Consider the following 17,666-nt stretch of genomic DNA (forward strand, 5'->3'; position numbering starts at 1 on the left):
GACAAAGCTGTAGGGGCGGGTTCTACAACATCTTTACTACTTCTGAGAGATTGAACTAAACCCGCCCAAAACCCATAAGATAATTAATCAACCGGATGATATCATATTAGGGCGCAAGCCGTGCGCCCCTACAAATTCATAGAAAATGGGGTTTGAATTGATTAAATGGGATTAGGATTGACCGGGAGAAAAAGCACCCGCACGGACACTTAAATCTAAAGATTGACCGTTACGGCGCAGTCCTAAATTTAATTGGCTACCCACCTTTTCTCGGTTAACGGCTTGCTGCACTTGATCGGCATCTTTAACGATTTTACCATTAATTTGGGTAATCACATCTCCCGCCCGCAAACCAGAGCGATCGGCGGGAGAATTGGGAACAACCCGAACAATTAAAACGCCTTCATCTTCGTTAACCATGATTCCACTATTGGGATCGCGGTTTAATTCGTTCTTTAACTCCGGCGTTAAAGTTAACATTTGAATCCCCAAAAATGGATGTTCAACTTTACCGTTGGCGACCAATTCATCGGCAATTTCCTGTACAGTATTAATCGGAATTGCAAAACCCAATCCTTGGGCGCCTTGTAAAATTGCCGTATTTACCCCAATCACTTCCCCGTTTTGGTTTAACAACGGGCCGCCGGAATTACCGGGGTTAATTGCCGCATCGGTTTGAATGAATTCGACTCGTTTATCGGGAACTCCAACTTGAGCGCCAGAACGTCCAATTCCACTCACAATTCCGGTGGTAACAGTATTATCTAATCCTAACGGATTTCCAATCGCGATCGCCCAGTCTCCCGGTTGCAATTGTTCGGAATTTCCCAGTTTAACCGTCGGTAAATCTTCCGCTTCAATGTGAATAACCCCCACATCTGTTACCGGATCGGTTCCCACAACTTTCCCTTCAAATTTCCGCCCGTCTTTGAGAGTAACTGTTACTTTATCCGCCCCATCAACAACGTGAGCGTTGGTGATAATTTCGCCTTTGGAGTCAATAATAAAGCCCGAACCGGTACCGGATTGTACTTGTTTGTCGGGAATATTGGGGATTTGATCGCCGAAGAAACGACGGAAAAAGGGATCGTTAAAGGCTTCGGGAATTTGATTTTCTACGGTGCGTTGAGCGTCAATTCTCACCACCGCAGGCCCCACGTCTTGAACGACAGCCGCAACAAAATTAGACGGCATTTTAATAGTATTTCCCGCCGGGGGAATGGTTTCTTCTGATGGAATGATAGAAGATTTGGAGATGGTTTCGGTGCCAGATTGAGCATTAATTAATTGCGTTCCGCCAATGGCTAATCCGGCGCCGAGTGCGATAAATGCCGTTGAACTGAGTAGTTTGTTCACGAGAGAATTCGATGATTTGCGAGTGCGAGATTGAGTGTTAAAATCAGAGGAAAAATCAAAGTCTTTCATGTCTGTGGTCATGGTTAGTGATTTTATATAATGTCGCTGTTTGCTTTTATAAAAGTATTAGGAAAAGTCAGCCCAGGGGTGTGAGGAGCTTGTCGAGGAACGTTTCTGTTTTGGGCTGACAATTCTTAAGATAGGGGATAGATGTGACAGGGGTATGACAGTGAGTTAACAATTTTGTGACATTTGGCTAGGAATTCCTCTAAGCCTTGTGAAATCGACTTTTATCGTTATACATCGAGTCACATTTTCTCCCGGTTTCCTCAGTGTAACGTACCCTACCCCTCTAACTTCTCAGAATTCCTCTCTTGATTGTTGTAAATCTTTGAAACTTCTGATAATATATCTCTATTTTGGATAAAGAATATGGGATATTTTGATTCTCTCCTTGAAAAATTTGAACAATAACCTGAGTTAGAAGCGGCTTTTGGTCAGCATATTCATTGGGGATTTTGGCAAGATCCACAACAAGCTACAGGAGAATTAGAAGACTTTGGTAAAGCCGCAAATAATCTCTCCAAACTGGTGTTAGAATTGGCTCGAATTCCCGAAAGAAGCTCATATCCTAGACGCTGGATGTGGCTTTGGAGGAACGATTAATTTACTGAATCAAACTTACAGCAATTTAAAACTGTTTGGTCTCAATATTGATCCGGTTCAAATTGATAAAGCCAAAGAAAATATTCAGCCGATCAATGGAAATTCTGTGGAGTTTATTCACGGAGATGCTTGTCAGTTTCCTAAGTTTTCCGAGAAGTTTGACATCATCATTGCTTTAGAATGTATTTTTGCTTTTCCTAGTCGAAAACGATTTTTTGCTGAAGCTGATCAGGTTCTTAAACCTGGTGGAAAATTAATTATAGTTGATTTTTTGATTAGTTCTAAATTAGGGTTATTTTGGTCATTTTTTGAAACGCAAGTCCTGAGTCGGATGATTACGGATACCTACGGTTCAAAAGCAACGCAAGTTGTGCAGTTTATCGGACTCGAGAGTTACAAAAAAATCGCTCAAGAAATTGGATTTGACCTTGTTCACAAATTGGATATCACCGAAAATGTACAACCAACATACAAAGCTATTAATCAATTAATTATTGCTAACTTACAAGATGGGTTAACCGCAAAAGGACTAGAATTTTTTAGTTTAGCAAAATTAATCACCTATGAAATTTTAATTTTTAATTCAATAGAGAGCAAAAACTAAATTTTGAAGATTGACACAGTTGAACAATCCTCATTACCCTTCTTAAGACGGAAAACTTAACCAACTGAATAATTGATTAACTGAAAGTTGTAAATCTTTCAACACTTCCAAAACGGGTAAAATTTGTTCAGCTTCGATCACTTCCGGTTGTTGCTGTGGTTTAAAAACTAACACCAATCGTTCTTTTGGGTCAACTAACCAACCCAATTTTGTTCCCTGTTTCAGACAAAACAAGATATTATTAATCACGCGAGTTGTATTTTGACCGGGTGATAAAATCTCGATTGTCCAGTCCGGTGGGATGTTAACATCGTTGCTCATTTCGCCTTCTTCATCGAGGGGAATATTTGCCCACTCAAACACAACAATATCCGCGACAATTGACCGTCCGCCAAACGAACAGCGTAACTCGGGGAAGCTGTAAGCCGTTTTTGTCGGTAAACCAATTTGATTGATTGTTTCGCTCAGACGACCTTGGAGTAAGCTATGTTTTCCTTTTGGCATGGGTTTCTGATAAATTTTGCCGTCGATATACTCGCTGGCGGGTGTCGTTTCCGGTAAGGCTAAAAATTCATCTAAAGACAGGTTTTCGGTTTGAGATTTATCGGAAATTACCATAAGTATTTTCTTGAGAACTTATTCATATTACGACTCGGGAAAATGATAGAATTATTTTAGCATAAATTGAGGTAAAATCAACGATGAGTCAAGTCACATCAAAGCGTCAAATTTTATCAACGCCCAAAGCTTTCACCCTAGAAGAATTTCTAGATTGGTATCCCGATGGCTACGGACGTTTTGAATTGCACGGAGGAACAGTTATCGAAATGCAACCTACAGGAACTCACGAACAAGTCGCAGGTGAAATAGCAGCAGAGTTAACGTTAGAGATACGCCGTCTTAAATTGTCCTATTTAATTCCTCGACAATGTATTCTTAAACCCATTAATTCCGAAAATACCGGTTATAGTCCCGATATTGCGGTAATTGATAAAAACGCTTTAACTGAGGAACCCCTGTGGAAAAAACGCTCAACTTTAACCCGAGGCAAAAGTTTAAAATTAGTTGTAGAAGTGGTGAGTACAAATTGGCAAGATGACTACTCTGTGAAATTGGGAGAATATGAAAAACTGGGAATTGCTGAATATTGGATTATTGATTATTTGGGGTTGGGGGGAAGGCGATATATTGGCAATCCCAAACAACCGACAATTTCTGTTTATCAAATGCTCGAAGGCGAATATATGGTAAAATTATATCGAGGAAGCGAACGCATAGAATCTCTCATTTTCCCAGAGTTAAATTTAACCGCAGAAAACATTTTTCAAGTTGGGCAGTAATTTAAGTTATCGGTAAACAAAAGCGGAATGTACTCCCTTTTCCGAGTTCACTTTCAACCTCTATTTTACCGCCTTGTAGTTCAACTAAACGCTTAGTAATTGCTAATCCTATTCCCGTTCCCCCCCACTGACGCGATCGCGATTTTTCCCCCCGCCAAAACCGCTCAAAAACATGGGGTAAATCCGCCTCAGAAATGCCAACCCCGGTATCAATAATCTCCACCCAAACACAGTTTACATCTTGCCAAACTTTAATTGTAATCGAACCCGTTTCTGTATAACGAATCGCATTTCCTAAAAGATTAACTAAAATCTGTTCAGTGCGGTCTAAATCGGCAAAAACGGTTTGTAAATTAGACGGACAATCCAACTTTAAACTCGGCCCATCTTCCAACAATTGATCGCCAAAACGAGCAACTAAAGACTCTAAAATCGGACGTAAATGCAAAGGTTGAGGATTAATAACCAAATATCCCGCCTCTGCTTTCGAGAGTTCTTGTAAGTCATTTACTAACCGTTCTAAACGGCGAGTTTCTCGAATTAAACGATAATAAAGTTCATCAGAAGGTTCAATTCGACCCTCAGACATTTCCTCTAAATACCCTCGAACCACCGTTAAAGGCGTTCTTAATTCGTGAGTCATATCGCTAATTAATTCCCGACGTCGCTGTTCAATTCCTTCGATACTTTCAGCCATTCGGTTAAAGCTTAAACTCAGTTGATTGAGTTCGGGAATTTCGCTTTTTACCATGCGTTCGTCTAGGTTTCCGGCGGCAAACTTTTGGGTAATTTCTCGCATTTGAGTGAGAGGTTGAGTGATGCGTTTAGCCAGCCAATAACTCAACGCACCCGCCGCAGTTGCACCCACACCAACCGACCATAAGGTACTGCGATTCCAAGTAATTTCAAATCCTCTAACCAGATAGGTTTTAACCGAACGAACATTAAAAAATTGGGTTTGTTCGAGGCGTTCGAGTTGTAAAACAAATAAGCGAGGAGAGTAGACTTTACTCATTAAAATAAAACTCCCGAGTCCGACTCCCATCACTAACAAATGAGATAAAAGTAAACGCGATCGCAAGTTCAATTTAGCCATAATTAATTTTTACCATTGCCACCGAGTCAGGGCGGGTTGGGTTCAGTTTACAGTTTACAGTGAACACCTGATCAGTGATCAGCCAATAGACATCATCGGGGTGGGTTTATGTAGGTTGTTTTTGGGAAGACATAAATCTTTGCGGAACCCGCCCCTACAACCGGGGTGACTGATAACTTTTGCCTATTCATCATCACCTATCTATTGTTGCATCTTCAAATTTATATCCGGTTCCCACAACTGTTTTGATAAACTGAGGATGAGTCGGATCGGGTTCAATTTTTTTTCGCAGTCGGGCGATATGAGTATCGACAACTCGTTCATCGCCAAAAAAGTCATCTCCCCACAGTTTATCTATTAATTGAGTTCGGTTCCAAACCCGACCCGGATAACTCACAAAAGTCACCAGTAAATTAAATTCTAAAGGACTTAAATCTAAAGTTTCTGAAGTTTGAGAGTCTAATTGTCGGTAAGCCAAATGTTGATCGATATCAACGGTAAAATGGGCGGTGCGGTAAACTTGGCTTTGTCCCCCATGACGCAAACTCCGACGCAACAAAGCCCGCACCCTGGCGACCAACTCTCTGGGACTGAAGGGTTTAACCAGATAGTCATCAGCCCCCGTAGACAAACCAATCACCCGATCAATTTCTTCTCCTCTGGCTGTCAGCATCAGGATATAAGGGTCTTTGGCGCCCGGTTGTTGGCGAATACGGGCGCAGACTTCTAAGCCATCAAGACCGGGAAGCATCAGATCAAGCACGATCAGGTCTGGCTGCTGGCTTTGAAACCATTCTAACGCCGCCCAACCGTCTCGGGCGGTTTCGCAGGAAAATCCTTCATTTTCTAATGTTTGTTGGATGAGTTGGGCTATTTCCCCGTCATCCTCCACAATCAGAATTTTCATCAGATTTGTTCAATTGAGAGTTAAAAATATTCTATCCAAAGATAGAGCCATGAGCGTGAAAAACCCTTCAATTCGACGATCGTGATCGGTCTATCCCCCTCAGTAAGTTGAAGTCTAAATCCACTGCGATGATGTTACTGGTTTTTGTAACAACAGAGGCAGTCAAATCAACTATTTTGCTGTAGAGTCCTATTGTCGCCTAGTGTAAATCCCATCAACTGGCTTTCTGGAGATCATTAAGATAAAACTTAACATTTTGGAGGTTGAGATCAATTATTTTCACCCAGGAAGTCGTTCAAATCAAACCCAACAGCTTTACATAACGCCCTCTGATGTAAAGTAATGTTTTCTAGGTAACAATTTTATTGTAAAGATTTCATCAAGCTCCGATCACATGAGTTGCTGTTCCCGAATTTTTTGTATTAATATTTTGTTTGTTCAGTTTCATAATTAGTCTCTCGAATTGAAAAAAACCAGTCATAGAAAACTGGGCAAACTGTAGTTAGCCTAGTAATAGAATGAGAGAATTCTAATCAATTCAGACTTGTTAAAGTCGATTAGCCTCGTGAATTGGATTGAAAGCTTGTTCAATCTAAGTCAATGATGATCCTGATTTTATTAAACTTCAGGAATTGATCATCTCTACGGCGTAGGTTATTAATAATAGATTCTATTGACAGAAAAAATCTTTGTCAAGGAATCTGTGCTTTCAGCCTGAAATTGTCAATTCAATTGAAATCAGAAGTCAGTTGCAGTACGTGCAGCCTGAATGCTTGTTTTTTTCGCGGTCAACATCTACCGAATTCTCAGAATTAACCTATGAAAACTCAGAACATTTATTCTCAACTCGCCGAAACTGTTAAAACCCAATCCGCCTTATCTGCAACTTGGACTACCCTAACAAAAACCGAAGTTAGTTTTTCGTCCAAACTAGATTGGAAAGAACAAGATCATGCTTGTCAAGCCACTTATACCGACGAATTAGGGACAGTTGAACTTCAGATTCAAAAGGAAACTCCAAACAAATTTCAGGGTATTGATTGCTATCGCGTTAGCTATCAATATCGTTCACCTGAAGGCGATTTAATTGCTCAAGGCACTTGGGAACCTTCAGAAACGATTGCTCAAGCCAAACAACTCGCCGAGTACCAGTTGCGACAATTTTTATAATTGAATTTCGCCTGTTATTCGCCCGTCAAAAACTTGACAATTTTCTTCGCAATTTTCTGGGGTTCTACTTTTCTCTATTCAATTGAAGACTCTCAAAATCAACTAAAATTCAATTCGAGGAGGAATAGGAATTGTTACATCCGGTTCTGGGTTTTGATTACCTTCGAGAGGCTCAAAAACTTCATTGAGATACTCTCGGGTATATTCAAACTCCTCCGGTTCTGCTCCTCCCACCGGAAAAGTCAGACGAGAATCTTCAGTCCCAATACTTAACTGCTCCTGCTCTCCGAGTTCTGCGGCCGAACCCATTGGGGACAACTGAGCTTCTGCGAGAGATTGTACCAAAAAGCTTGCACCATTTAGATCCGCTCCGATCAGGTTGGTTCCCTCCAGTTGAGCCTGAATTAAGTTCGCATTTGTTAAATTGGCGAAAGTCAGGTTAGCGTCGTCTAACTCGGCACTATTTAAAAATGCACCCCGCAAATTTGCTTCCTTGAGGTTGGCACCTTTGAGATCGGCTCCCTCTAAATTGGTGTATGCTAGATTCGCCCCCGCCAGATCGGCTTCTCTCAAGTCCGCTCCGATCAAGTGACGTTTGCTCAGATCTGCTCCCCGCAGATCGCATCCCGGACAAGCACCCGTTTGAATTAATTGTTCAACATGAGCCGGGTTTTGGGCTTGAACCGAAGTTGATACACCAACGGAAAATAAAACTGTACTGGCGGCGACCAGTGTGGCTTTGGAGAAGATACTCATTGTTCGATGTCCTCCCGATGTCATCTAAAAATAGAGATGATTTTGATCTCTATCTACTTCTAGAATAAGCGATATTTCGGAAGATGACTTCCTCCAACGGAAGGATATTCTTCGGAAAGATTGATTTTTATCTAGTTTACCTCTAACAAAAGATGCTTTTTCGCCAACTTTTTGACCCCAATTCCAGTACCTACACCTATTTAATTGCCGATCTCACTCTTAAACAAGCCGTCCTGGTTGACCCGGTTTTAGAACGGGTTGAACGAGATTTTAAATTATTACAAGAATTGGACTTGACTTTACAATTTTGTTTGGAAACTCACATTCACGCCGATCATATTACCGGAACCGGTAAACTTCGAGAATTAACCGGGTGTTTGGGTGGAGTTCCCCAAGGGTGTTTGGCCGACTGTGCGGATTTTTATTTATCCGATGGTGACGTTTTATCGGTCGGAAGCCTTAAATTTGAAGCGATATCAACTCCCGGTCATACCAATAGTCATCACGCTTATTTGATTAATAACCAACGGGTTTTAACGGGCGATGCTTTGTTTATTCGCGGCTGCGGACGGACAGATTTGCAAGGCGGCGATCCTGGTTTATTATATGATGGTGTTACCAAAAGATTGTTTATTTTACCCGAGGAAACTTTAGTTTATCCCGCTCACGATTATCAAGGACAAACTGTTTCAACTATTGGCGAAGAAAAGCGTTTTAATTCTCGTTTTGTCGGACGCGATCGCCAAGCATTTATAGAACTAATGACCGAACTTAATCTTCCTTATCCAAAAAAAATGATGGAAGCGGTTCCGGCTAATCAACATTGTGGCAAAATATTATCTAAACTCACTCTATAATCAGAAACCGGGTTTTTCAAATAGACATTATACCCGTCTCCCCAACTGTAGGAGCGGGTTAAAATCAACTTATCTATTTTAGAAATAACTTCCCCAAACCCGCCCCCCAATACCAAAATTATAACCCGTAGCAATTGTTAAAAAAAGCTTTGCATTCGCCAACTTGAGAACAAAATAGACTTTAATTTGATCAAAAGCCTAAAACTGTTAAACTCCGGCTCTAATTTGTGATTGTTCAATGGCGACAATTCAATTGGTTGTTTTTGACATGGCAGGAACAACCGTTAAAGATAACAACGAAGTTCAAGACTGTTTTTTTCAAGCCGCAAAAAGTACGGGCTTAAATACAGACTACGAACGCATCAATTCCATGATGGGATGGTCAAAAAAGTTAGTCTTTCAAACCCTATGGGCTGAACAAATTGGCTCAGAAAATCCCAATTATTCCGAAAAAGTCGAAGGTTCCTATAGCGAATTCAAAAACCTCTTAGAAAATCATTATTTAACTCAGCCCGTTGAACCAACAGAGGGATGTTTAGAATTATTCAACTGGTTAACAAAAAATCAAATAAAAATCGCTTTAAACACCGGATTTTATCGAAAAGTTACCAATATTATATTACAGCGATTGGGTTGGAATAAAGGATTAAACTCTAACTATATTGGCTCAGAAAATTCTATCATTCAAGTTTCAGTAACACCCGATGAAATTTATAATAACGAAGGTCGTCCCGCCCCTTACATGATACAAAAAGCCATGTACAAACTCGGAATAAAAGACTCAAAAAAAGTCGTACATATTGGCGATACGCCCGTTGATTTGCAAGCGGGAATAAATGCCAATTGTTTGTTATCCCTAGCCGTAACCAATGGTAGCCATAGCCGAGAACAATTACAACAATACCTCAACGATGGTTTACTCAACGCTTTAATCGAACTGAAAAACATCATCATTCATTTATAAACTCTCAATAATCAAATCCGGTTCTATAATCAACGAATAACAGACACCTGACCAGTTATCACCTGACCAGTGAACAGGTTTCCGTCGAACCACGCTACTCCGAACACCGAATAGCAGATCCTTGACTATTGATCGGCAGATGATTTATAATTGAGTTATAAAGTTGTCAAAACTATTGCGATTTCCAAATAGTCCAAAAGGAGTCCAATGATTGTAGGTACCACAGAAGCAGCCCAAATTTTAGAAATCTCTACCGCTCGACTGCGAGTTCTCCTGAGCGAAGGCCGAGTCCAAGGTGCTTATAAGACCGGGAAGATGTGGCTAATTCCTCTGGTTAAGGGCAAACCCATTATTAAACGAGGAACAAGAGGCCCCGCTCCCCGTTGGCGCAATCCCAAAAAGCCTGCAACAACCATTATTCACGTTAACTCTCATAGAATTCGGCAAAATCAAAAACAACAGCAACAACTTCCCGTGATTACCGTCAAGAAGGGTCAGACCAATACTTACGGGCATATTGTCGAAATACCGGGAGGATGTCGTGTCGTCTATAGTCCCGATAATCCGCTCGGTTGTGGTGCGAGGGTTTGGATTGAAACCCTAAACAAAGTCAAGATTATCTGTTAGTCAAAATCTCCCGATCACCCCACACTTTTATAATGGGTATTCAACCGGACTTGATATAAACTTTAAAATTATGGCTGAAATTATATCAACAGAAGTGGCAATTGTCGGGGCGGGAATCGTCGGTTTAGCCCATGCTTTAGCCGCAGCCAAACGAGGATTAAACGTTACCGTTTTTGAACGCAATCAACAAGCAGTCGGGGCTTCTATTCGCAATTTTGGTATGATTTGGCCGATCGGTCAACCCCAAGGTTTGCTATTTAATCGAGCGTTAAAATCAAGAGAAATATGGCTAGAAATTGCCCAAAAAGCCGGCTTTCATACGGATAGTTGCGGTTCCCTTCATACGGCTTATCGTCGGGATGAATTAGCAGTTTTAGAAGAATTTATCGCCACAACCGGAAAACAAATTGATTCGGTGGCTTTATTAACTCCAAAACAAGCCAGTCAAAAAAGTTCAGCCCTAAAAACAGAAGGGTTACTCGCGACGTTGTGGAGTACAACCGAAGTTATTGTTGACCCCCGAGAAGCGATCGCCAAAATTCCGGCGTATTTATCGGCCGAATATGGGGTAAAATTTGTATGGGGAACCGCAGTCACCGAGATTAATTCTCCTCAGTTGATCGCGGGAGGAAAAACCTGGAAAGCCGATCAAATTTTTGTCTGTAGCGGGAGAGATTTTGAAACCCTTTATCCCGATATTTATGGCAAAAGTGGGATGACAAAAGTTAAACTACAAATGATGCGAACCCCTCCCCAACCGAATCAATTTAAAATTGGGACTTCCCTGTGCGGAGGGTTAACGTTAACCCATTATTCCGGCTTTTCTCACTGTCAGTCTCTCAGCACTTTAAAAAATAGAATTCAAGCGGAAACGCCCTATTTTCCAAAATGGGGAATTCATGTGATGGTTTCCCAAAATTCTCAAGGGGAATTAACCATTGGAGACTCTCACGAATACGGTTTAACTCCCGATCCCTTTAACAAAGCGGAAATTAATCGCTATATTCTCGACTATCTCCAAACCTTTGTACAAGTTCCCTCATTAGAAATTGCAGAAACTTGGAATGGAGTCTATGCGAAAATCCCCGGAAAAACAGAATTCATCGCCCAACCCGAAACAGGCGTTACTCTGGTTAACGCTTTAAGCGGGGCGGGAATGACCCTTTCTTTTGGTTTGGCCGAGGAAGTCTTTGCTTCGGTTTAAACTCCTTTAAGCCGACTCTGGCTTCGGTAGCGAAGACGGATGAACCAACAACTCCGCCGTCGATCGCTTCTCAACCATTTCTTTTGTCACCTGACATCGTTTTACATCCTTGCGGGAGGGTAACTCGTACATGACATCAAGCATCAATTCCTCAACAATACCCCGCAACGCCCTCGCACCGGTTTTGCGACGAAAAGCTTCTTGGGCGATCGCTTTAATCGCATCTTCCTCAAATTCTAGCTGCACGTTATCCATTCGCAGCAATTTCTGGTATTGTTTAACTAAAGCGCTGCGGGGTTCGGTGAGAATCGCCATCAACGTCTTTTCATCCAACGGATCGAGTACGGCAACCATCGGAATTCGGCCAATTAACTCGGGAATTAACCCAAACTTGACCAAATCATCGGGTTCCATTTTCTTCAAGGTATCAGCCGACTGTTTTTCTTTGGCTTGTTCTTTTTCACCTTGAATAAAGCCCATTGACTTTTTGCCCGTTCTCTGCTCAATAATTCGGTCTAGACCGACAAAAGCACCCCCGCAGACAAACAGAATATTGCTGGTATCAATTTGGATGCAGTCTTGGTAGGGGTGTTTGCGTCCACCCTGGGGCGGAACGTTGGCCACCGTCCCTTCTAGCATTTTCAGCAAAGCCTGTTGAACGCCTTCTCCCGAGACATCTCGGGTAATGGAGGGATTTTCGCTCTTGCGGGCAATTTTATCGATTTCGTCAATATAGACAATTCCCCGTTGGGCTTCTTCGACATCAAAATCGGCAACTTGTAACAATCGCAACAGAATATTTTCCACATCTTCCCCCACATAACCCGCTTCCGTGAGGGTCGTCGCATCCGCCACCGCAAAGGGAACATCCAACATCTTGGCCAGAGTTTCCGCTAACAGGGTTTTGCCGCTTCCGGTTGGCCCAATTAACAAAATATTGGACTTTTGCAACTCAATATTATCTTCTGCGGCTTGGCGGGTTTTCCCTTGAATAAACCCCAGCCGTTTGTAGTGGTTGTAAACCGCCACCGAAAGAACTTTTTTGGCTTCATCTTGACCGATCACATGATTGTCAAGATAGGATTTAATTTCCACCGGTTTGGGAACTTGGTTGAGCGCCACCCGACTGGGACGAGGACGCCGTTTCGGGGGAGGAGCCGCTTGGGGACGGGGTGGAGGCGGGGGAGAGGTAGGATTGGAGTCAAACAACTCCTCATCTAAAATCTCATTGCATAACTCCACGCATTCATCGCAGATATAGACCCCAGGCCCCGCTATCAACTTCCGAACCTGCTCTTGGGATTTTCCGCAAAAGGAACATTTTAGATGGGAGTCGTATTTGGACATAGTTGCCTCGTCTTATGTTGCTGGGACAGATTCTCCAGGAATAGGACGATTCTGTTTAGAAATCACCTGATCTATTAGACCATATTCTTTGGATTCTTCAGCGGACATGAAGAAGTCCCGTTCGGTATCCGCTTCTATGCGATCGATAGGTTGACCGGTATTATCGGCCAGAATTTGGTTCAGAGTCTGCTTGTGATAGAGAATTTCTCGGGCTTGAATTTCAATATCCACCGCTTGTCCCTGAGCGCCCCCTAACGGTTGGTGAATCATAATTCGAGCGTTGGGAAGGGACATCCGTTTTCCTTTGGCCCCCGATGAGAGTAAAAACGCTCCCATACTGGCAGCCAAACCATAACAGATCGTCACCACATCCGGGCGAACCTGCTGCATGGTGTCGTAAATTCCCATTCCGGCTGTTACAGAACCGCCTGGAGAATTAATGTACAGTTGGATATCTTTTTCCGGATCTTCCGCATCGAGAAATAACATCTGGGCGCTGACGGCGTTGGCGATATCATCATCGATCGCGGTTCCCAGAAAAATTATTCTTTCTCTGAGCAAACGGGAGTAAAGGTCAAACGCCCGTTCTCCCATACCCGACTGTTCGACGACCATAGGAATCATCACGTTCGCCGGAGGGGTGGAAAAACGCTCTTTCTGGCTCACGCTAATGACATCGCGATTGTTATAACTCAACATGGGGTGAGGAGAAGACTCAGATGTAATCATGGGATAGATAATCGGTTCTCAACGATATGTTATTAATTAACCTCTAGATTTTTCAACCCAGTGCCTTCTTCACATTAGGCGGTTTTTGAATTCGTCGAACTTTATATCATCTATTATGCCTTAATTCGACTCAAACGGGAGAGGGAGAGACAGTCACTCATTACCAGTTATGAGTGACTGTAAATTCCCTGTCCCCTTAAACTTATTCCTCCTCGCCTGAGGTTTCGGAGGTCATAACTTCAACTTCCACCTCGGAGGATTCTTCAGAAGTTTCGGCTTCTTCCGACTCCTCGGACTCACTCAAAGATCCGGACGGGACCAATTCTACCGTGCAGTTTTCCTCCAACCAACTGTAGGTTTTTTTCCGCAGCAAGTTCTCGCTGACCACTTCCCGCAGGCGATCGGGATCGACCTCTTGGCCTTGCAATTGGGCCATTGTTTTGGCTTCTTCGGCTTGAATGTCCTCGTCCGAAACCGTAATCGATTCTTGCTTGGCAATTTCTTGCAAAGCCAAAGACTGTTTAAGCTGTTCAATGGCTTGGGGGCGAGAACGTTCCCGCATTTGGGGAATCATTTCTTGGGTAAACAGCCGCTTGATATCGACCCCCATCTGACTTAACTGCATGGCTTGCTGAGTCAGAACTTGATCAACTTCTTGTCGAATCATCGTTTCCGGCAATTCAACTTGCAGATCGGCTACAATCGCCTCAATTAACGCTTTATTTTTGTTGGCGGTGGTTTGTTCTTCGGCTTCTTCAGTAAAGCGCTTTTCTAACGACTCTCGCAGTTCGGCCAAGGTTTCAAACTCGCTGACTTCTTGGGCGAAATCATCATCAAGTTCGGGAAGTTCTTTTTCCTTGAGTTCGTTTAAGGTAATGGTAAATTTCGCCGGCTGTCCGGCCAATTCCTCATTGCCATAATCTTCGGGAAATGTAACCTCAAGTTCCTTGGTTTCCCCTGGGGTCATGCCAACCATCCCTTCGGTAAAACCGGGGATAAATTGTCCTTCTACTAACTCAACTTGGAAATTTTCCGCACTTCCCCCCGGAATTTCTCGGGGTTCGCCTTCTTCTGTGGTTTCATTGGCAAAAATACCTTTGAAGTCTACAAACGCCACATCTCCCGTTTGGGCGGGACGGTTTTCGACGGGAACTAACGTCGATAATTTCGCCCGTTCCTGTTCTAACACTTCATCGACCCGGGCCGGATCGAATTTTACTTCTTCGGCTTGTACGGTTAAGCCTTTATACTGGCCGAGTTGGACTTCCGGGGCGACATCAACCGCCGCTTTAATGGTTAAAAGCTGTCCCGGTTCGTACTGGGCGACCAATTGTTCCACATCACCTCGGAGTTCAAAACTGCCAATGGCCGGGATATTTTCTTGTTCAACCGCCTTCGGTAAGCACTGCTGCATCAAATCATCAAGGGCCGCCGCCTTGATCCGGCTGACTCCCAAGCGCTGGACGAGGATATGACGGGGGACTTTCCCTTTCCGGAACCCAGGAATATTGACCGAACGAGCATACTGACGAATCACTTGCTCGTAAGCGTTCTTGGACATTTCCGGAGAGATTTCGATATCTAGCCCAATTTGGCTAGCGGGAAGTTTTTCCTGGGTAACTTTCATAATCGTGGTATTCTGGAATTCAATAACCCCTCAACACATTTTGACTCTGGGGAATTATAATTTGGGTTGAGTTAGGCGATGACTAGATGTGCAATTGTATCTTATCTCGCGATCGCACTGTTGATGGTGAGCCGTAATTGGCCCGCAGAGTTTGATCCCTTGCCCGACCCCAATTGTGATTGAGACCCTGTGGCTGTGAGAGGATGTTTTTATATTAGATACGGATTCCTATTGTAGATTACCGATTTTGTTTGTTATTAATTTTGTTATTGAAATTTCAGGTTTATTTTAGAATTGTCTTTGAGGGAGGGTTCTGAACTTTGTCTAAGTCTTACCGAGTTGCGATTTTAGGAGCGACAGGTGCAGTCGGGACGGAATTGCTAGAGTTATTGGAAAGTCGCAACTTTCCCCTAGCAGATTTGAAACTGTTGGCCTCGCCCCGGTCGGCGGGAACTCAACTGGCGTTTAAAGGCGAAAAACTCCCCGTTGAGGCCGTTGACGAAGGGTCGTTTCACCAAGTCGATTTGGTTCTGGCCTCAGCCGGTGCGGGGACGTCCAAACAGTGGGCCGCCAAAGCCGTAGAAGCCGGGGCGGTGGTGATTGATAACTCCAGCGCCTTTAGAATGGATGCTGAGGTGCCGTTAATTGTCCCGGAAGTGAACCCGGAGGCGGCGGCTTCTCATCGGGGGATTATTGCCAACCCCAACTGTACGACAATTTTAATGGCCGTTGCCGTTTGGCCGTTGTATCAGGTGCAGCCGATCCGCCGAATTGTGGTTTCTACCTATCAGTCGGCCAGCGGTGCCGGAGCTAGGGCAATGGAAGAAATGAAGGCCCAAGCTCAGGCAATTTTAGACGGCAAAACCCCGCAAACGGACATTTTTCCCTATCCCCTGGCGTTTAATTTATTCCCTCACAATTCACCGTTGAATGAGGCGGGATATTGCCAAGAAGAGATGAAAATGGTTAATGAAACTCGGAAAATCTTTGGGGTGGAAGATTTGAGAATTTCCGCAACTTGTGTGCGGGTTCCCGTACTTCGCGCCCATTCCGAAGCGATTAATCTAGAGTTTGACGAACCCTTCAGTGTCGCCAAAGCGCGAGAGGTTCTCTCTCAAGCTCCGGGGGTAGAACTGCGAGAAGACTGGCAGGCCAACTACTTCCCCATGCCCATCGATGCAACGGGTCGCGATCCGGTGTTAGTGGGTCGTATCCGTCAAGATCTTTCCCACCCCTGTGGGTTAGAACTGTGGCTGAGTGGCGATCAAGTTCGTAAAGGGGCCGCATTGAACGCCGTACAGATTGCCGAATTATTGGTGGCCAAGAATCTTTTAGGTCGAGAGTCTCTGGTTGCTAGTCATTAATTGAGCAGGTGTGCAGATAGGACGCCCGAAACGCTTGGGAACGCGATCTCGGGTCTAACCGCACTCCGTACAAGCAGCAAAATGATCGGTTAATAGCCTACGCCTGACGCACGCTAGGCGAATAGAAACAGCACAACTGATAGAACATAGATGGTGAGTTTTGGAAAGGTGATGACGGCGATGATCACGCCGTTTAAGGAGGATGGTAGCGTTAACTATGAAGTGGCAGAAGAATTAGCCGCTCATTTGGTTGACAACGGTACGGATACTCTGGTCGTTTGTGGAACAACTGGGGAATCTCCGACACTCAGTTGGTCGGAGGAGTACGAACTGTTTCGAGTTGTGCAGAAAGCGGTTTCTTCTAAAGCCAAGATTATGGCCGGAACCGGATCGAATTCTACACGAGAAGCGATCGAAGCGACCCAAAAAGCTGCTAAACTAGGATTAGATGGATCACTACAAGTGGTTCCCTATTACAACAAACCTCCCCAAGAAGGGTTGTACCAACATTTTAGGGCGATCGCACAAGCAACCCCCGATCTACCGATGATGCTTTATAACATTCCGGGCCGTACCGGAGTGGGTCTACAACCTGAAACGGTAGCGCATTTAGCAGAAATCTCGAATATTGTCGCGATTAAGGAAGCCAGCGGCAATTTAGACCAAGTTAGTCAAATTCGACGCTTGACACCTCCAGAATTTAAGATCTACTCTGGAGATGACTCTCTAACATTGCCACTATTGGCAGTGGGTGGTAGCGGAGTGGTGAGCGTTGCGAGTCATTTGGTGGGAAATCGATTACAGCACATGATTGAAGCCTTTGAAGCGGGAAACGTGCAGGTCGCCACCGAAACTCATTTACAACTCTTCGGGCTATTTAAGGCACTTTTTTTAATGACAAATCCCATTCCAGTGAAAGCGGCCCTCAAACTGCAAGGCTGGAAAGTCGGTCATACTCGCCCCCCCTTGTGTGACCCTTCTGTTGAAGTTATTGAACAATTACAGCAAGTGTTAAGTGAACTCAAACTGCTCAAATCTTAAAGGCAAAATAA

16 protein-coding genes and 1 pseudogene are annotated in these 17,666 nt (G+C 43.7%); 9 read left to right on the plus strand and 8 right to left on the minus strand.

The window, feature by feature from the left end:
- Window positions 1-171: 171 nt before the first annotated feature.
- Window positions 172-1,437 (minus strand): HhoA/HhoB/HtrA family serine endopeptidase, encoded by a 1,266-nt coding sequence (locus ACL6C3_RS03440; protein ID WP_413165360.1) that lies wholly within the window; start codon window positions 1,435-1,437, stop codon window positions 172-174.
- Window positions 1,438-1,978: 541 nt separating this feature from the next.
- Between ACL6C3_RS03440 and ACL6C3_RS03445 the strand changes: the two are divergent.
- Window positions 1,979-2,626, plus strand: a pseudogene (locus ACL6C3_RS03445) (class I SAM-dependent methyltransferase); the annotation flags it as partial.
- 42 nt (window positions 2,627-2,668) lie between these two features.
- Here the strand turns inward: ACL6C3_RS03445 and ACL6C3_RS03450 are convergent.
- Window positions 2,669-3,244: a Uma2 family endonuclease gene (locus ACL6C3_RS03450; RefSeq protein ID WP_413165362.1), complete on the minus strand. Its 576-nt coding sequence runs from the start codon at window positions 3,242-3,244 to the stop codon at window positions 2,669-2,671.
- An 83-nt stretch (window positions 3,245-3,327) separates the two neighbouring features.
- Here ACL6C3_RS03450 and ACL6C3_RS03455 point away from each other — a divergent pair, with 83 nt between their 5' ends.
- Window positions 3,328-3,966, plus strand: a complete 639-nt coding sequence (locus ACL6C3_RS03455) for a Uma2 family endonuclease (protein WP_413165363.1) — start codon at window positions 3,328-3,330, stop codon at window positions 3,964-3,966.
- A gap of 1 nt (window position 3,967) precedes the next feature.
- Here the strand turns inward: ACL6C3_RS03455 and ACL6C3_RS03460 are convergent, their stop codons facing one another.
- The gene (locus ACL6C3_RS03460) at window positions 3,968-5,062 is read right to left on the minus strand and encodes a sensor histidine kinase (RefSeq protein WP_413165365.1); all 1,095 of its coding nucleotides are present in this window, start codon (window positions 5,060-5,062) and stop codon (window positions 3,968-3,970) included.
- Window positions 5,063-5,255: 193 nt separating this feature from the next.
- Window positions 5,256-5,969: a response regulator transcription factor gene (locus ACL6C3_RS03465; protein ID WP_413165367.1), complete on the minus strand. Its 714-nt coding sequence runs from the start codon at window positions 5,967-5,969 to the stop codon at window positions 5,256-5,258.
- A gap of 819 nt (window positions 5,970-6,788) precedes the next feature.
- On the opposite strand from ACL6C3_RS03465, the gene ACL6C3_RS03470 reads away from it, so the two are divergent.
- Window positions 6,789-7,139, plus strand: coding sequence for a hypothetical protein (locus ACL6C3_RS03470; RefSeq protein WP_413165368.1), 351 nt, complete (start codon window positions 6,789-6,791; stop codon window positions 7,137-7,139).
- Window positions 7,140-7,241: 102 nt separating this feature from the next.
- Here ACL6C3_RS03470 and ACL6C3_RS03475 read toward each other — a convergent pair whose 3' ends face one another.
- A complete protein-coding gene (locus tag ACL6C3_RS03475) occupies window positions 7,242-7,895 on the minus strand; it encodes a pentapeptide repeat-containing protein (RefSeq protein WP_413165370.1) in 654 nt (217 codons plus the stop codon).
- A 152-nt stretch (window positions 7,896-8,047) separates the two neighbouring features.
- Here ACL6C3_RS03475 and ACL6C3_RS03480 point away from each other — a divergent pair, with 152 nt between their 5' ends.
- The 4 genes from ACL6C3_RS03480 to ACL6C3_RS03495 all read left to right on the plus strand — a co-directional run bounded on the left by ACL6C3_RS03480 (window position 8,048) and on the right by ACL6C3_RS03495 (window position 11,547).
- Window positions 8,048-8,752: an MBL fold metallo-hydrolase gene (locus ACL6C3_RS03480; RefSeq protein ID WP_413165372.1), complete on the plus strand. Its 705-nt coding sequence runs from the start codon at window positions 8,048-8,050 to the stop codon at window positions 8,750-8,752.
- Between the two features lie 238 nt (window positions 8,753-8,990).
- Window positions 8,991-9,716: an HAD family hydrolase gene (locus ACL6C3_RS03485; RefSeq protein ID WP_413165374.1), complete on the plus strand. Its 726-nt coding sequence runs from the start codon at window positions 8,991-8,993 to the stop codon at window positions 9,714-9,716.
- A 207-nt stretch (window positions 9,717-9,923) separates the two neighbouring features.
- Window positions 9,924-10,343: a DNA-binding protein gene (locus ACL6C3_RS03490; protein ID WP_413165376.1), complete on the plus strand. Its 420-nt coding sequence runs from the start codon at window positions 9,924-9,926 to the stop codon at window positions 10,341-10,343.
- Window positions 10,344-10,413: 70 nt separating this feature from the next.
- Window positions 10,414-11,547: a TIGR03364 family FAD-dependent oxidoreductase gene (locus ACL6C3_RS03495; protein WP_413165378.1), complete on the plus strand. Its 1,134-nt coding sequence runs from the start codon at window positions 10,414-10,416 to the stop codon at window positions 11,545-11,547.
- 6 nt (window positions 11,548-11,553) lie between these two features.
- On the opposite strand, the gene clpX is transcribed toward ACL6C3_RS03495, so the two are convergent.
- The 3 genes from clpX to tig form a co-directional block, all read right to left on the minus strand.
- A complete protein-coding gene (gene clpX / locus ACL6C3_RS03500; protein WP_413165380.1) occupies window positions 11,554-12,894 on the minus strand; it encodes an ATP-dependent protease ATP-binding subunit ClpX in 1,341 nt (446 codons plus the stop codon).
- A gap of 12 nt (window positions 12,895-12,906) precedes the next feature.
- Complete coding sequence (gene clpP / locus ACL6C3_RS03505; RefSeq protein WP_413165382.1) at window positions 12,907-13,623, minus strand: ATP-dependent Clp endopeptidase proteolytic subunit ClpP; 717 nt, start codon at window positions 13,621-13,623, stop codon at window positions 12,907-12,909.
- A 202-nt stretch (window positions 13,624-13,825) separates the two neighbouring features.
- Window positions 13,826-15,250: a trigger factor gene (gene tig, locus ACL6C3_RS03510; RefSeq protein ID WP_413165384.1), complete on the minus strand. Its 1,425-nt coding sequence runs from the start codon at window positions 15,248-15,250 to the stop codon at window positions 13,826-13,828.
- Window positions 15,251-15,570: 320 nt separating this feature from the next.
- Between tig and ACL6C3_RS03515 the strand changes: the two genes are divergently transcribed.
- Window positions 15,571-16,614, plus strand: coding sequence for an aspartate-semialdehyde dehydrogenase (locus ACL6C3_RS03515; protein ID WP_413165386.1), 1,044 nt, complete (start codon window positions 15,571-15,573; stop codon window positions 16,612-16,614).
- 150 nt (window positions 16,615-16,764) lie between these two features.
- The gene (gene dapA, locus ACL6C3_RS03520; RefSeq protein ID WP_413165388.1) at window positions 16,765-17,655 is read left to right on the plus strand and encodes a 4-hydroxy-tetrahydrodipicolinate synthase; all 891 of its coding nucleotides are present in this window, start codon (window positions 16,765-16,767) and stop codon (window positions 17,653-17,655) included.
- The last annotated feature ends 11 nt before the right edge of the window (window positions 17,656-17,666 follow it).

Origin of the sequence: Capilliphycus salinus ALCB114379 (assembly GCF_047276495.1) — a bacterium.
GTDB lineage: Bacteria > Cyanobacteriota > Cyanobacteriia > Cyanobacteriales > Microcoleaceae > Capilliphycus > Capilliphycus salinus.

Coding starts and splice junctions, on each gene's coding strand:
- ACL6C3_RS03440 (WP_413165360.1), bottom strand. CDS start 1,437: ATGACCACAGACATGAAAGACTTTGATTTTTCCTCTGATTTTAACACT.
- ACL6C3_RS03450 (WP_413165362.1), bottom strand. CDS start 3,244: ATGGTAATTTCCGATAAATCTCAAACCGAAAACCTGTCTTTAGATGAA.
- ACL6C3_RS03455 (WP_413165363.1), top strand. CDS start 3,328: ATGAGTCAAGTCACATCAAAGCGTCAAATTTTATCAACGCCCAAAGCT.
- ACL6C3_RS03460 (WP_413165365.1), bottom strand. CDS start 5,062: ATGGCTAAATTGAACTTGCGATCGCGTTTACTTTTATCTCATTTGTTA.
- ACL6C3_RS03465 (WP_413165367.1), bottom strand. CDS start 5,969: ATGAAAATTCTGATTGTGGAGGATGACGGGGAAATAGCCCAACTCATC.
- ACL6C3_RS03470 (WP_413165368.1), top strand. CDS start 6,789: ATGAAAACTCAGAACATTTATTCTCAACTCGCCGAAACTGTTAAAACC.
- ACL6C3_RS03475 (WP_413165370.1), bottom strand. CDS start 7,895: ATGAGTATCTTCTCCAAAGCCACACTGGTCGCCGCCAGTACAGTTTTA.
- ACL6C3_RS03480 (WP_413165372.1), top strand. CDS start 8,048: ATGCTTTTTCGCCAACTTTTTGACCCCAATTCCAGTACCTACACCTAT.
- ACL6C3_RS03485 (WP_413165374.1), top strand. CDS start 8,991: ATGGCGACAATTCAATTGGTTGTTTTTGACATGGCAGGAACAACCGTT.
- ACL6C3_RS03490 (WP_413165376.1), top strand. CDS start 9,924: ATGATTGTAGGTACCACAGAAGCAGCCCAAATTTTAGAAATCTCTACC.
- ACL6C3_RS03495 (WP_413165378.1), top strand. CDS start 10,414: ATGGCTGAAATTATATCAACAGAAGTGGCAATTGTCGGGGCGGGAATC.
- clpX (WP_413165380.1), bottom strand. CDS start 12,894: ATGTCCAAATACGACTCCCATCTAAAATGTTCCTTTTGCGGAAAATCC.
- clpP (WP_413165382.1), bottom strand. CDS start 13,623: ATGATTACATCTGAGTCTTCTCCTCACCCCATGTTGAGTTATAACAAT.
- tig (WP_413165384.1), bottom strand. CDS start 15,250: ATGAAAGTTACCCAGGAAAAACTTCCCGCTAGCCAAATTGGGCTAGAT.
- dapA (WP_413165388.1), top strand. CDS start 16,765: ATGGTGAGTTTTGGAAAGGTGATGACGGCGATGATCACGCCGTTTAAG.